Source organism: Williamsia sp. Y712 (genome assembly GCF_059445525.1).
Genome location: NZ_JCAIUN010000001.1, coordinates 632,489 through 645,752, shown reverse-complemented (window position 1 = coordinate 645,752; position 13,264 = coordinate 632,489). Strand labels below are relative to the sequence as shown.

Annotated in this window: 15 protein-coding genes and 2 tRNA genes; 9 read left to right on the top strand and 8 right to left on the bottom strand. The window is 64.5% G+C overall.

Annotated features, from left to right (window positions below; all coding sequences use genetic code 11):
* Positions 1–68: 68 nt before the first annotated feature.
* The 4 genes from AC1D75_RS03185 (at position 69) to AC1D75_RS03170 (ending at position 2,681) form a co-directional block, all read left to right on the top strand.
* Positions 69–1,142: a DUF3566 domain-containing protein gene (locus AC1D75_RS03185; protein WP_495513862.1), complete on the top strand. Its 1,074-nt coding sequence runs from the start codon at positions 69–71 to the stop codon at positions 1,140–1,142.
* A gap of 67 nt (positions 1,143–1,209) precedes the next feature.
* Positions 1,210–1,283: transfer RNA gene (locus AC1D75_RS03180), tRNA-Ile, on the top strand.
* 169 nt (positions 1,284–1,452) lie between these two features.
* Positions 1,453–1,525: transfer RNA gene (locus AC1D75_RS03175), tRNA-Ala, on the top strand.
* 229 nt (positions 1,526–1,754) lie between these two features.
* The gene (locus AC1D75_RS03170) at positions 1,755–2,681 is read left to right on the top strand and encodes an LLM class F420-dependent oxidoreductase (RefSeq protein WP_495513861.1); all 927 of its coding nucleotides are present in this window, start codon (positions 1,755–1,757) and stop codon (positions 2,679–2,681) included.
* A gap of 105 nt (positions 2,682–2,786) precedes the next feature.
* Here AC1D75_RS03170 and AC1D75_RS03165 read toward each other — a convergent pair whose 3' ends face one another.
* Both AC1D75_RS03165 and AC1D75_RS03160 read right to left on the bottom strand, forming a co-directional pair.
* Positions 2,787–3,512, bottom strand: coding sequence for a DUF4190 domain-containing protein (locus AC1D75_RS03165; protein WP_495513860.1), 726 nt, complete (start codon positions 3,510–3,512; stop codon positions 2,787–2,789).
* A 28-nt stretch (positions 3,513–3,540) separates the two neighbouring features.
* Entirely contained in the window at positions 3,541–4,155 is a 615-nt protein-coding gene (locus AC1D75_RS03160) for a hypothetical protein (RefSeq protein WP_495513859.1), read from the bottom strand.
* Between the two features lie 104 nt (positions 4,156–4,259).
* Here AC1D75_RS03160 and AC1D75_RS03155 point away from each other — a divergent pair, with 104 nt between their 5' ends.
* Both AC1D75_RS03155 and AC1D75_RS03150 read left to right on the top strand, forming a co-directional pair.
* Positions 4,260–4,796 carry a peptidylprolyl isomerase gene (locus AC1D75_RS03155; RefSeq protein WP_482136547.1) on the top strand — a complete coding sequence of 179 codons (537 nt, stop codon included), beginning with the start codon at positions 4,260–4,262 and terminating at the stop codon, positions 4,794–4,796.
* Between the two features lie 54 nt (positions 4,797–4,850).
* A complete protein-coding gene (locus AC1D75_RS03150) occupies positions 4,851–5,690 on the top strand; it encodes a rhomboid family intramembrane serine protease (protein ID WP_495513858.1) in 840 nt (279 codons plus the stop codon).
* A gap of 16 nt (positions 5,691–5,706) precedes the next feature.
* Here the strand turns inward: AC1D75_RS03150 and AC1D75_RS03145 are convergent, their stop codons facing one another.
* Entirely contained in the window at positions 5,707–6,168 is a 462-nt protein-coding gene (locus AC1D75_RS03145) for a PH domain-containing protein (protein ID WP_495513857.1), read from the bottom strand.
* Between the two features lie 161 nt (positions 6,169–6,329).
* Positions 6,330–6,620, bottom strand: a complete 291-nt coding sequence (gene crgA / locus AC1D75_RS03140) for a cell division protein CrgA (protein WP_495513856.1) — start codon at positions 6,618–6,620, stop codon at positions 6,330–6,332.
* A 145-nt stretch (positions 6,621–6,765) separates the two neighbouring features.
* On the opposite strand from crgA, the gene AC1D75_RS03135 reads away from it, so the two are divergent.
* A complete protein-coding gene (locus AC1D75_RS03135) occupies positions 6,766–7,407 on the top strand; it encodes an aminodeoxychorismate/anthranilate synthase component II (RefSeq protein ID WP_495515961.1) in 642 nt (213 codons plus the stop codon).
* Positions 7,408–7,437: 30 nt separating this feature from the next.
* On the opposite strand, the gene AC1D75_RS03130 is transcribed toward AC1D75_RS03135, so the two are convergent.
* The 4 genes from AC1D75_RS03130 to AC1D75_RS03115 all read right to left on the bottom strand — a co-directional run bounded on the left by AC1D75_RS03130 (position 7,438) and on the right by AC1D75_RS03115 (position 11,343).
* Positions 7,438–7,980: a hypothetical protein gene (locus tag AC1D75_RS03130; RefSeq protein WP_495513855.1), complete on the bottom strand. Its 543-nt coding sequence runs from the start codon at positions 7,978–7,980 to the stop codon at positions 7,438–7,440.
* Positions 7,977–8,375, bottom strand: a complete 399-nt coding sequence (locus tag AC1D75_RS03125) for an MmcQ/YjbR family DNA-binding protein (RefSeq protein WP_495513854.1) — start codon at positions 8,373–8,375, stop codon at positions 7,977–7,979. The genes AC1D75_RS03130 and AC1D75_RS03125 overlap by 4 nt, the downstream gene beginning before the upstream one ends.
* 228 nt (positions 8,376–8,603) lie before the next feature.
* Positions 8,604–10,598 (bottom strand): FAD-dependent oxidoreductase, encoded by a 1,995-nt coding sequence (locus tag AC1D75_RS03120; RefSeq protein ID WP_495513853.1) that lies wholly within the window; start codon positions 10,596–10,598, stop codon positions 8,604–8,606.
* Positions 10,599–10,638: 40 nt separating this feature from the next.
* Entirely contained in the window at positions 10,639–11,343 is a 705-nt protein-coding gene (locus AC1D75_RS03115) for a maleate cis-trans isomerase family protein (RefSeq protein WP_495513852.1), read from the bottom strand.
* 232 nt (positions 11,344–11,575) lie between these two features.
* On the opposite strand from AC1D75_RS03115, the gene AC1D75_RS03110 reads away from it, so the two are divergent.
* Positions 11,576–12,403: a TauD/TfdA dioxygenase family protein gene (locus AC1D75_RS03110; RefSeq protein WP_495513851.1), complete on the top strand. Its 828-nt coding sequence runs from the start codon at positions 11,576–11,578 to the stop codon at positions 12,401–12,403.
* 46 nt (positions 12,404–12,449) lie between these two features.
* On the top strand, positions 12,450–13,238 hold the full coding sequence (locus AC1D75_RS03105) for an SDR family NAD(P)-dependent oxidoreductase (RefSeq protein WP_495513850.1): 789 nt from the start codon (positions 12,450–12,452) through the stop codon (positions 13,236–13,238).
* Positions 13,239–13,264: the final 26 nt, after the last annotated feature.

The following is a 13,264-nucleotide window of genomic DNA, read 5'->3' as shown; positions in this document are numbered from 1 at the left end:
AGCTGTTGCACTGAACGGTCGGAGCAGGCGAAGTGCTCCGCGAGACGAAGCCGAAGGCAAAGGAACGCATGAGCACACCCAATGAGCCCACGGAACCCAACACCGAAGGCGACTCGGCCGGGACCCCTGGGCCAGTGCAAAAGCCGGCTTCGTCGAACGGGGCGGGCACCCCGGCCCCTGTTCCCGGGACCAATGGTGTTCGGCCTGCCGTCTCGGTGCAGGATCAACCGCCGCGGGGACCCGACACAGGTCCCACCAAGGCACAGACCGGCGGCGATGAGACGAAGGCGAACCCGGTGACACCGCCACCACCGGGACCGGTACAGGGTCGTCCGACAGGTACCGGTCCGGGTGGGGTGCCGCCGTGGCGGCGTGGCGGGGGCGGTGCTCCCGGTCCGGGTCAGCAACCTCCTCAGGGTCCGCCGGGTGGTCCGGGCAAGCCGCCGCCTCCGGCAGGCAGCCAACCGCCTCCGGGTGTTGCCTCACAGCAGCCTCCCGGTGTCCCGACGCAGGGTCGGGGTCCGGCCGGGCCGCCTCCCGGGCGTCCGTCCTCGGGTTCGGGCGCACCAGGGCAGGGGAGTGGTCCGCAGACCGTCAAACGTCCGGTGATCACCGGTACCGCGGCACCGAAACTGCTCGACGGCCCGACTCGGAACATCGATCGCCGGGATCTCGCCCAGGACGATCTTCCGGACCTCGATGCCATCCACCATCCCGAAGCCGCTCCGGCGCCGATACAGCCGATCTCAGCGGTCCCGGCGCACAGTCCTGTGGGTGCAGCCCTGCGTGCGTCGGTACAGCTGCGCCGGATCGACCCGTGGGCCGCGTTCAAGGTGTCGGCAGTGCTGTCGGTGGCGTCGTTCTTCGTCTGGATGATCGCGATCGGTGTGTTGTATCTCATCCTCGACGGCATGGGCGTCTGGGATCAGGTCAACAACTCCTTCGGAACCCTGGTGTCGAGCGACACCGAGACCGAGTCTTCGTTCGAGATCAGTGCCGGCGGTGTGTTCGGAATCGCAGCGTTGGTCGGGGCCGTGAACGTGGTGTTGTTCACAGCTTTGGCGACCGTCGGTTCGTTCATCTACAACCTGTCGTCCGATCTTGTCGGCGGGCTTGAGGTCACTCTTGCGGATCGCGACTAAACAGGGTCTTTGACCAGGCGTTTTGTTGTGTGGGGCCGACGTCGGGTAATCTCTGATTTCGGTTCAAGGGCCTATAGCTCAGGCGGTTAGAGCGCTTCGCTGATAACGAAGAGGTCGGAGGTTCAAGTCCTCCTAGGCCCACTGTGACCATGAGTCCACACCGCGGACGAAAACCCGAAAGGGACGTGATGAAGTTCGTTTTGATCACCGCCGCGGCACTGGCACTCATAGTCGCGAGCCTGCTTGCCGAGTCTCGTCGCAAGATGGAGATTTGGCACGGGCTGCCCGAAAGTCAGTGAGAACTGGCGCCGGGGCCTTAGCTCAGTTGGTAGAGCGCTGCCTTTGCAAGGCAGATGTCAGGAGTTCGAATCTCCTAGGCTCCACAGAAAAATGACCATCTTCCCGAATCGGGGAGGTGGTCATTTTTGTGTCTGTAGGTACTTCACAAACGCCGTCGGAATGTGAATTACGCAAATGTGATTGTTTCACGGGAAACATGCCCCGATTCAGAGCTGCACACCCCCTGAGAGCCGTTCTGAGGCCGCGCGAAGACGCACACCGCCTCACTGGCCGAGTTGCTGTCCGCAGGCCGCTCCGACAAGAGTGAGAGGCATGGAATTACGTGTCTTCGTCGAACCACAGCAGGGTGCCACCTACAGCGATCAGCTGGCAGTGGCCCAGACCGCAGAGGCAGCGGGTTACGGGGCCTTCTTCCGTTCCGACCACTACCTCGCGATGAACGCCGAGGGTCTGCCCGGACCGACGGATGCCTGGACCACACTCGCCGGCATCGCGCGGGAGACCTCCACGATCCGTCTCGGCACATTGGTCACCTCGGCGACCTTCCGCTACCCGGGACCGTTGGCGATCACCGTCGCTCAGGTCGACGAGATGTCGGGTGGTCGTGTGGACTTCGGTTTCGGCGCCGGCTGGTTCGAGGCCGAGCACGATGCGTACGCCATCCCGTTCCCGTCGCTCGGTAAGCGGTTCGACCGCCTCGAGGAGTCGCTGGCGATCATCACCGGCCTGTGGACGACACCGGTGGGCCAGACGTTCTCGTTCACCGGGGAGCACTACTCCGTGACCGATTCACCGGGACTGCCGAAACCCGTTCAGAGCCCGACACCGCCGATACTGCTCGGTGGTCAGGGCAAGAAGCGGACGCCGGCGCTGGCCGCTCAGTACGCCAGTGAGTTCAACGTCCCGTTTGTCTCGGCCCAGACGGCCCAGGAGATGTTCGGCCGCGTCCGGCAGGCCTGCACCGACCGGGGACGCTCACCCGACGAGCTGGTCTACTCGGCCGCGCTGGTCGTGTGTGCGGGCGCCGACGACGCCGAGGTCGCCCGCCGGGCGGCGAAGATCGGCCGGGACGTCGATGAACTCAAGGCCAACGGCCTGGCCGGATCCCCGGCCGAGATCGTGGACAAGATCGGGACCTTCGCGCAGGCCGGCGCATCGCGGATCTATCTCCAGGTGCTCGACATGGCAGACCTGGCGCACATCGACTACATCGCCGACAAGGTCATGCCTCAGCTCTGACCCGAAGATCCGCTCCACATACAACGATCCGCTCCACTTGCAGCGCACTGCAGGTGGAGCGGATCGCGGAAGATGAAGCGGATTGGAAGGCTGGTGAAACCTGGGTCAGCTGCCGGTGCCGACGATGTAGAGGTAGCCGCCCAGCACCAGCACGGAGGCCGCCAGGTAGAGGTAACCCACCCAGAGCGCAGCGATGGCAAACGCACTGCCCTGTTCTCCGCTGCGGCGGATCTGTGCACGTGCGATGTGGCCGCAGATGATCCCGGCGATGAACGTCACGCCGATCACCGACAGGACCAACGCCGCGATCGCGGTGCGGTTGGTCGTGTTAGCCCGCGAGGTTGGTGCGGGTGTCATCTGTGCTCCGGTTTCGTGATCCTCGACGGGGTCGGCGAGATAGGCGGCGGAGTAGTCGTCGTAGTTCTCATTGCGACGGTCCGCCGGGTCGTGGGTCTGTGAATATGCGTTGCCGGGCCCGGCGTCAGGCGAACCGATGCCGGCAGCGGGACCGCTCAGCGGGGCCGGGGATGGGTTTGATTGCCACGGTGGGCGCGGCTGTGGGCCGGATTGCCCCGGTCCGGGTCTGCCGGGGGCCGGCCGGTAGGGCGCACCCGGAGGCGGGCCGGATCCCGGCATGGGCGGTGGGATGCGATTCGGCGGCGGCTGATTGACCGACGGCGGACCCGGGCGTCCACCCTGCGGCGCAGGCCCCGTGCCGTGACGCGGGGGCTGCGGCCGATAGCCGGGAGGCGGTGCACCCTGAGGTCCTCGCTGCTCCCATGCGGGCACCGGCGCACTGCGCCGGGTTGGGTCCCCGTTCTCAACACTCACGAATCACACGGTACCCGTCTGCCCGGTGTCAGCTTTCCGTCTGTCCGTTCGATGACGGCGATGAAGGAGCGGGGACCGGTTCGACCTCGTCGGCAACCGGAACATCGGTCAGACGCGGGGGAGCGGCGGCCACCGAGGGCGGTGACGGACGGCGGCGACGGGAAATCGCGAACACGGCCGCACCCGCTGCGAGGGCACCGGCGGCGATGAGTGCGATCTTCAGCCGTCGTCGCGATGGCTTGATCGTTGCCACCTGCTCCGGCAGCGCGTCGGCCAGGCCGGTGCGCTGCAGACCCGAGACCACGGTCGGATTGGTGATCTGCACGGGGAAGGTGTCAGCGGCGCGGTGGCGGTATTCGTCGGTCAGCCGGCGGGCGTCCGCAGCAAGTTCCGCTTCTTTCGAATATGCCTGGGCTCCAAGTTTTTTGGCACCAGACCAGGCCGCTGCGCCGGTGCTGCGGGTGGCGAGGGCAGCAGAGTCGAAGGTCTTGCGGATGCCGATGCCACCCAATCCGAGTGATCCCAGGGTCACATTCGACAGACCTGCCAGGCTCTGGTGGGTACCGAGCCGCAGACGCTGACTCGAGGACAACGCGACCGCCTTGTCTCGCACAGCTTTCAGATCGGATTCGAGTGTGCTCATGAAAAAACTCCTCGGGTAGAACCAGCGGGATCGACTCCACACTAGTGCCACCGGTGGTGCGATCTGGCCGGTTGTGTCCGGGGCACCACGGCCGAAGTGGCACCATGGTGGGCGTGACCACAGCATTGAAAACCGCAACCGCGACCCTGCACACCAATAAAGGTGACATCAAGATCGCCCTGTTCGGTAACCACGCACCCAAGACGGTAGCGAACTTCACCGGCCTGGCAGACGGCTCCAAGGACTACTCGACGGCAAACGCCTCGGGTGGCGACAGTGGACCGTTCTACGACGGCGCCGTCTTCCACCGGATCATCTCCGGCTTCATGCTCCAGGGCGGTGACCCCACCGGAACCGGCACGGGTGGCCCCGGCTACCAGTTCGAAGACGAGTTCCACCCGGAGCTCACCTTCAGCCAGCCGTACCTGCTGGCGATGGCGAACGCCGGACCGGGCACCAACGGTTCGCAGTTCTTCATCACCCTGGGCCCCACCCCCCACCTGAACCGCAAGCACACCATCTTCGGTGTCGTCGAGGACGACGAGTCGAAGAAGGTCGTCGACGCGATCGGCAGTGTCGCCACCGATCGTCGTGACCGTCCGCTGGAGGATGTTGTCATCGAGCGGGTCACGATTTCCTGACCTGTTGTGACATACCAGCCCCCGGCCTCTCAATCGCCGTCTCCACCTACCCAGGTGTGCGTTCGGCACCCCGATCGGCCGACGGGACTGGCGTGTAGCCGGTGCGGGCGTCCGGCCTGCTCCGATTGTCTGACCCCGGCCGCAGTCGGCCAACACTGTGTCGACTGCGTCCGGGCCTCCGGCCGTCAGGTTCCCCGGGCCCGCACCATCGGTGCCAAGGTCGCCTGGGCCACCTACACCTTGATGGCGATCAACATCGCCCTGTTCGTGATCGTCGCCGCCCAGGCGAGGAGTCTCACCGACGTCGTGGCGTCGTCGCAGGTGTTCGCCGACGGCGCGCTCTGGGGGCCGTTCATGGCCTCGGGCGAATATTGGCGGTTGCTCACCGCCGGCTTCTTGCATTTCTCTCTGATCCACGTCGGGATCAACATGTTCTCGCTGTACATCCTGGGTCGCGACGTCGAGTTGACCCTGGGTACCGCACGTTTCGTCGGGATCTACCTGACCTCGTTGCTCGGTGGTAGCGCCGCGGTGATGCTGTTCGGCGACCCGTTGGCCATCAACGCCGGCGCCTCGGGAGCCATCTTCGGTTTGATGGGTGCCACGTTGGTCGTGGTGCTGAAGGCCAAGATCCCGGCCACCGGTCTGTTGGGCATCATCGCCCTGAACGTCGTGCTCTCGTTCACCATCCCGAACATCTCGATCTGGGCCCACTTCGGCGGCCTGGCATTCGGCGCCGCGGCGGCCGCAGGCATCGTCTACGGACCGGAGCTGCTGCCCACCCGATCACGCAATCCCCGCAATGCAGCGGCGGTGGGATTCCTGGCGATGGGCCTACTGATCGTGGTGGCACTGATCATCGGTGTCGTGAAAGCCCAGACGCTGACCTTCTGACGGATTGATCGAACCGCTATTTACGCTCTTCCACCGGTAGACCGGCCGCGCGCAGCGCGTCGGCCACATCGAGTGGGTTCGTGCCCAGATCCCAGCGTCCGTAGATGACCAGACGTTCCCCCTCGTGGGCCTGCTCATCATCCAGATCCAGTTCCAGATGCGGTACCCGGCGGCCGAACCGCGGGTACGTGAGCACCTGTGCCCGACGGACGTCGTCGAAGGAATAACTACACGTCCCCCGGAAAAGCGTGCGGACGTGTAGTTCGCGGCCTTCTACGGCCAGCTTCGGACGGATCCACAAACTCTGCCCGCCGAGCAGCAGAAGCAGCAGCGCGGCGATGAGCATCAGAGCCATGCCCGCCGCGTCGGTGCCGGAGAAAAGTCCGGCGCCGCCGAGGGCAATCCCACCGACCACCATCAGTGCACCCATCGGTGCTGGTGTTGCCCATTCCAGACGTGCGTTTACAGAGTTATCCACAGGCCTTATCCACATTGAGGATGAATTACACACATGTTGTTCCACAGCTGTGGATGAATGAAAGTGCTGTTCACCGCCACTTCACTCCACAGGGGTTATCCACACTGGGGATGAATTACACACATGGTGTTCCACAGCCTGTGAATCATTGAAGCTGCAGCTCAACGCCACTTCATCGTCATCACGAGACCGGCAACCATGAACCCGAATCCGATCAGGAAGTTCCACGAACCGAGCTCGTACATCCAGTTGAGGATCTTGCCGGGGGCGCCGAGGGACTCGGGCGTGGCGACAAGGTAGAAAACCATGAGCCAGGCCAGGCCCAGCAGCATCAGGCCGAGCATCACCGAAACGAAGATGGTGCCGGAGGGACCGGCCTTCACTTTCACCGGTGTGCGGCTGGCAGGGTTGATCGTGTAATCGGTCTTCTTGCGGACCTTTGACTTGGGCATGACTTCCTCGGTTCGCGGGTACAAACGTTTCCCTATAACCTAACCCACCCGTCGCCGGGTGCCGGAGTTCTGCGGCTACCCGGAAAGTGGGGTGAGCTCGCGGCATCGACCCAGGTAGCCTGTCGACGTGAACCCTGGCGCCCCTGTGCAGATCCTGGTTGTCGACAACTACGACAGCTTCGTCTACAACCTTGTCCAATATCTCGGACAACTCGGTGTCCATGCCCAGGTCTGGCGCAACGACGACGAGCGGCTGGCCGATCCAGCGGCCGCGGTGGCGCAATTCGATGGTGTGTTGCTCTCACCGGGACCGGGGACGCCGCAGCGCGCAGGCGCGACAATGTCGCTGGTGGGTGCCGCGGCCGCTGCCGGTACCCCCTTGCTCGGGGTCTGCCTGGGCCACCAGGCCATCGGCGCCGCGTTCGGCGCAACCGTCGACCGCGCACCGGAACTCCTACACGGCAAGACCTCTTTGGTGGCCCACAACAGTGAGGGTGTTCTGGCCGGCCTGCCGAACCCATTCATCGCCACCAGATATCACTCACTGACGGTGTTGCCGGAGACCATCCCGGACGAGTTGGTGGTGACCGCCCAGACCGATACCGGGATCGTGATGGCGATGCACCACCGCGAACTCCCTATCCATGGCGTTCAGTTCCATCCGGAGAGCGTGCTCACCCAGGGTGGCCATCGGATGCTCGCCAACTGGCTGACGGTGTGTGGCATGGCCGTACCCGATGGTCAGGTCAACACCCTCGAGGCACAGGTCGCCGCAGCGCTGGGCTGACGCCCGCCCGCGTCGGTCGGTGGCGTGACGTCACATCCGCGAGCGTCGGCCGGCGTGGATCGCCTGGCGCGACATGGCTGCCGATGCGTTGACGATCTGATCGCCGAAGCGCTCGAGTACAAATGCCTGGGTCGCGGCCAGGTGGGCTCGGGCCAGACGTTCGGCCTCGTCGGCACGTCCGGCTGCGATCTCCTCGACGAGGCGGCGGTGGGCGTGCACCGCACCTTCCGCTTCGTGTTCAGAGGGGTACTCGCCGTGCCGGGCGGGCTTCTGCCCACGCCTCTTCCTGGGCGGACCACAGGGCGACGCAGCTGCCGACGGCGTAACGAATGGTGGCGTTGGGTGTGAACGAGACGACCAGGTCGTGAAAGTCTCTGGCGGAGTTCGTGAATTCGACGCCACGTGTGAGGTGGCGTATCCACCTTGCAGAGCTCGCGCCTGCTCTGACCTGACGGCGATGATCCCTTCGTCCGGATCGTCGGTGACGATCAGGATGACCTGTCTCGCAACCTGGTTGACGTGCTGCAGCTTCTGGCCGGCGAGGTCGCAGGCGGGCGGGTCGCAGTCAGTCACCGACCGTCTTCGGGATCGACGGGCCGGCGAGATCTGGGCAGCGTGTCAACCACGAGTCTGTAGGATTCGGTCACCAGTTCCTCGACCAGACTCGTGTCGATGGAGTCGCCGGGAGCCAGCGTGATCCAGTGCCGCTTGTTCATGTGGTAACCGGCAGTGATGTCCGCGTAAGCCTCACGAAGGGCTGCGGCGTCGCTCGGGTCGGACTTGACGATCACGACCGGCTGGCCGGCCAGGTCCCGCATTTGGGAATCCTGCGGAACCTCGGTCATCAGCATGAACCATTTTTCGTGGACTCTGGCGGCCTTCCAGCCGGGTTCGAAGGGGTCCAGCGTGGTTGCCGGGAGGTTCTCAGCACACCTTTGGGCTGTGTTCTGCAGGGTTTTTCCGTCCATGGTCGCGAACCCCCTCATCAATACGGGCACAGCCGGAGCACTGACGGGGCCACGCTCTCGCTCGCCGCTGGGCTCTCTCTCGATGAACCCCCAATTTATCGGCACGCGCCCACGGTCCACACCGTATTGGGCGAACCTGTCAGCAACAGGCGCCGCCAGGCACCTCCCAACTCCCCCCGAGTTCGTTGCTGACAGGTTCACTTGTTTCGGCGGCGGCCTGGCGAGGGTTCAGAGGTTTCGGGCGGCCTGCTCGCCTTCCCAGATGGCGTTGAAGATTCGCCGCGGCGCCTGCGCGTCTCCGACCACCTGGACATCGACGCCGTTGCCGTCGAGCTCACGGGCCAGCGCATCGTCGGCGGTGTTGCCGAGAACCAGCACGATGGCGTCGATGTCGGTGAGAACCGAAGTCTCCTGTGTGTACACATCTTTCACCGTCACAGTGTCACCGTCGATCTCGGTCACCTCGGTTCCGGGAGTGAATGTCATTCCCGCCCTGCGTAGTTGCCCGAATGCGAACGGAAGGTCGTGGGCATCGGCGAAGGCGTGTCCGAGCTGGGGGTATTGCGAGACGATGTGTACCGGATGGCGTCGGCTGAGAAGGTACTCGGCGGTGACAAATGCTTGCCGGTCACCGGTGTCGTCGACGATCAGGACGCGGTGAGGTATTTCGGTGCGGCCGGTGAGGATGTCCGCGGGCGTGTAGACGTTCCACTGATCGGAGCCGGGTAGCGCCGAGGCCGACACCCAGCGGTCGGGATGACGCGATGTCCAGCCGTGCCGGATCGGTGTGGATCCGGTGGCGATCACCGCCGCGTCGTAGTGTCCGATGAGATCGTCTGCGCTCGCCCGGTGCCCGAGCGCGATCTTGACGTTGCTGCCTTCGAGTTGCGTTGTCAGCCAGTCGGTGACGCCCGACCACTCGCCGTACGAGTCGGCCTTCGCGATCAGTCCGACCTGCCCGCCGAGTCTGGATTCCTGCTCGAAAAGCGTCACCTCGTGGCCGAGTTCGGATGCCGTGAGGGCCGCACGCAGTCCCGCTGGTCCACCGCCGACGACCGCGACGGTGCGTGGCCGCCGAGATCTGACATCGTCGAGGGCGAATACGCGTTCGCGGCCGACCTTCGGATTGTGTATGCAGGCGAGTGGGCCTCGCGCGAACGAGGCGACGCACCAGTTCGAGCCGATGCAGGGCCGAATGGTGTCGGAGCGTCCCCGCTGGGCCTTCTCCGGCCAGCGCGGATCGGCGATGAGCTGGCGCGCCATACCGACGAATTGTGCTCTGCCCGTGGCGAGTACGTCTTCGGCCATTTCCGGTGTGGTGATGCGGCCGACCGCGACGACGGGCACCGAGACCGCCCGGGTGATCGCGGCGGTGTCGGCGACCTCGTATCCGGCGGGTCGGGCAGCAGATGTCCCATAGATCTGCATCCGGTCCAGATAGGTGCCCTGGCTGGTGGAGATGTAGTCGACGGCGCCCCAGCGCTCGATCTCGACGGCGATCTGGACCCAGTCGGCGTTGGTCAGACCGGCTGCGGAATCGCCGTCGCTACTGTTGAGCCGGATTCCGAGGATGCGGTCCGCGGGGACGGCCTGCCGGACCTCGTCGACGATCCGACGTACGATGCGCATCCGATTCTCGAATGAACCACCGTAAGCGTCGGTGCGATGATTGGTTGCCGGAGAAAGGAATTGACCGAGCAGGTAGCCGTGGGCCAGCCCGTGGACCTCGATACCGTCGACCCCGCCCTCGATCGCGTACCCGGCGGCCCGCACGTAGTGCGCCACCAGTTCGTCGATCTCGGGCAGCGACATCTCGTGGGGGATCTCGCGGTAGACCGTGTCGGGCACAGCGCTCGGTGCCCAGGTCGGCAGACGGCTGATGATCCCGTCGGTCTGCCTTCCCCGATGCCACAGTTGTGCCAGCAAAAGGGTTCCGTGTGGATGGACGGCCTGCACCACCGTGCGGTAACTGTCGACCACGGCGCTGTCGTAGGCGAGTATCACCCCGCGTCGCGGTTGGCTTGTCGGATGAACTGCCATGGCCTCCATGGTGATGACGCCGACGCCTCCGCGAGCACGTTCGGCGTAGTAGTCCGCGCTGGCGTCGGCGAACGTGCCGTCGGTGGAGAACTCCGTGGCATGTGCCGTCATCCAGACCCGGTTGCGGGCGGTGCGCGGCCCGAGGGCGATCGGCGAGAACAATGTGGGGTATTCGTGGGGCATGTGTGGCTCCAATACCTGGCCATCGGTGATGAACGTGCGGTCAGTGCTGCGCCAACAGCTGGCCGAAGCCCTCGATCTGGTCAGGGATTCCGTTGGTGCGCAGGGCATGCCAGTAGGTGGCGGTATTGACCGCGATCACCGGGAGGCCGAGCCGCTGTTCGGCGTCGGCCGCGATTGCTCCGGCACACATGTTGGCCCCGAACTGGACGATGGCACGCGGCCGGCTCTTCGAGAGGCGGTCGAATCCCTCCTGCACGGTTTCCCTTGTGGTGTGCGCGATCTGCACTGCGCTGGGGGCGCGCAGGTGGATGGCGTCGTGTAGCTGGTAGCCGCAGTTCTCGACGAACGTCCGCAGGTGCCCCTCGGAGACAGGTTGGTACGGCGTGAGCAGTGCGATCGGCCCGTCACTCACACCGAGTGCGCGCAGAGCGGCCGGTATCGCGTCGCCGGCATGGACGAGTCGCAGGTCTTCGCCGAACTTTGCTCGAAGTCGTTGCTGGATACCGGCACCCGCTTTGGGGTCGCCGTACACCGCCTCGATCGAGACGCCGAGGACGATGCAGTCCGGCTCACAGGTCAGGACCCGCTCGACGGCATCATCGAGTCCGCGATCGATGTCGCGAACCAACAGTTCGAAATCGTCGTCGTTGCTGGTGACCCGGTCGGGGATGTGGATGCGCCCGATGTGGTTGGTGACACCTGTAGGCCGCATGTCGTCGTATTCGGGCTGAACGACGGTATTCACCGAAGGTGTGACGACTCCTAATTTCAGTCGCCAACCCAACGCATCGACCATGAGCGATCTCCCTCGAGTGGTGGGGCCCTGAGTTGCCGACAGGCAATCGGTGTCCTTATTGCATACACGCTCAATCTCAATCCTAGCAAGGATTGAAATAGTTATGAGGAAGACCTACATTGCATACACATCCATTCATGACCGGCGGATTTGCTGCCGCAATGATGAAAAGGAGAGCGCGATGGCCACACTCACCACCCGCAAACTGACCGATGTCGTAGGCGCCGAGCTGCTCGACGTCGATATCGACCGCCTGCGCGACGACGACGAATTGCCAACGGCATGCATGGCCGCGCTGGAAGAACACGGCGTTCTGCTGCTGCGAGGTCTGCCCATCGACGACGAGGTGCAGGTTGAGTTCTGCCGGAAACTCGGTGATGTGGTGCAATTTCCCGCTTATCCGAATCCGGACGTCATGGAGATCAGTTTCGAGCCGTCGAATCCGAATGTGCGTTACTTCTCGAGCAACGACCATTGGCATTTCGACGGTTCGATGGACGAGACGCCTGCGAAAGCCGTGGCACTGACTGCGCATGTGCTCGCGAGCGACGGCGGTGAGACAGAGTTCAGCAGCACGTACGCGGCCTATGACGTGCTGACCGACGAAGAGAAGGAACGATATGCAGACCTGCGGGTATTGCATACGTTCGAGGCGATACAGCGACGCAGCTACCCGGACCCGACACCGGAACAGCTCGAGGACTGGGCCACGTGGCCCGAACGTGAACATCCGCTGGTGTGGGAACACCGGTCCGGGCGGCGGTCATTGGTCTTCGGGCACAGCGCCTCTCACGTCGTGGGAATGGACTTCGACGAGGGCCGCGCACTGCTTGCCGATCTGGAGAAGCGCGCCACCTCGCCGGATCGGGTGTTGCGGCACGAGTGGCAGGTGGGCGACATGGTCCTGTGGGACAACCTCGGCCTGCTGCATCGAGCCTGTCCTTTCGACCGGACCGAAGCGCGCCGGATGCATCGGACCACCCTTGCCGGAACCGAGCCGATCACCTGAGCAGCCACGGCACCCCCAGAGGCCACGACGTACAGAGGAACTGAACATGCAACTGAAAGACAAGGTCGCCGTCGTCACCGGGGCAGGCTCCGGGATCGGGAAGTCGATCGCGCACCGGTTCGCCGCAGAGGGGGCGAAGGTGTTGTGCGCGAGCATAACCGGACGCGCTCTCGACGTTGCCGAGGAGATCGGCGAGGGTGCGGTCGGCGTCCAGGCGGATATCAGCAAGGAGGAGGATGTCCAGCGCATGATCGCGACCGCGGAAGAATCGTTCGGGCGGGTCGACATCCTGGTCAACAACGCGGGCTTCGGCGGCACGATGATGCCCCTGCACCTGCAGAGCACCGAGGACTGGGACCGCGTTCACGATGTGAATTTGCGGGGGGTGTTCCTGTGCATGAAATACGGGGTTCTGTCGATGCTCGAGTCCGGCGGCGGATCCATCGTGAACATCTCTTCGATGACGGCCATGGTGGGCTTCAAACATCACGGTGTCTACGGGGCGGCCAAGGCAGGCGTCAATCAGCTGACCAAAACCGGGGCCCTCGACTACGTGGACAACAACATCCGGGTCAATGCGGTGTGCCCGGGGACGGTGTGGACGGGCTTGGTCGCCATGTCCAAGGAGCATCCGGTGCCACCTCCGGGAGCCACGCGGGTGCCGGGTATCCCGATGGATCGGTGGGGTATGCCCGAGGAAATAGCCTCGGCAGCATTGTTTTTCGCCAGCGACGCTTCTTCGTATGTCACCGGTGTCCTGATGCCGGCCGACGGTGGCTACTCGGTCGGGTTCTCGGGGATGGGTGCCGAGAAATCGGGGCGGACGCCTGCCTGATCCCCGGGTCCCCGGTCGAAGGCTGT

Coding starts and splice junctions, on each gene's coding strand:
- AC1D75_RS03155 (WP_482136547.1), top strand. CDS start 4,260: ATGGTGGGCGTGACCACAGCATTGAAAACCGCAACCGCGACCCTGCAC.
- AC1D75_RS03185 (WP_495513862.1), top strand. CDS start 69: ATGAGCACACCCAATGAGCCCACGGAACCCAACACCGAAGGCGACTCG.
- AC1D75_RS03170 (WP_495513861.1), top strand. CDS start 1,755: ATGGAATTACGTGTCTTCGTCGAACCACAGCAGGGTGCCACCTACAGC.
- AC1D75_RS03105 (WP_495513850.1), top strand. CDS start 12,450: ATGCAACTGAAAGACAAGGTCGCCGTCGTCACCGGGGCAGGCTCCGGG.
- AC1D75_RS03125 (WP_495513854.1), bottom strand. CDS start 8,375: ATGGACGGAAAAACCCTGCAGAACACAGCCCAAAGGTGTGCTGAGAAC.
- AC1D75_RS03160 (WP_495513859.1), bottom strand. CDS start 4,155: ATGAGCACACTCGAATCCGATCTGAAAGCTGTGCGAGACAAGGCGGTC.
- AC1D75_RS03110 (WP_495513851.1), top strand. CDS start 11,576: ATGGCCACACTCACCACCCGCAAACTGACCGATGTCGTAGGCGCCGAG.
- AC1D75_RS03120 (WP_495513853.1), bottom strand. CDS start 10,598: ATGCCCCACGAATACCCCACATTGTTCTCGCCGATCGCCCTCGGGCCG.
- crgA (WP_495513856.1), bottom strand. CDS start 6,620: ATGCCCAAGTCAAAGGTCCGCAAGAAGACCGATTACACGATCAACCCT.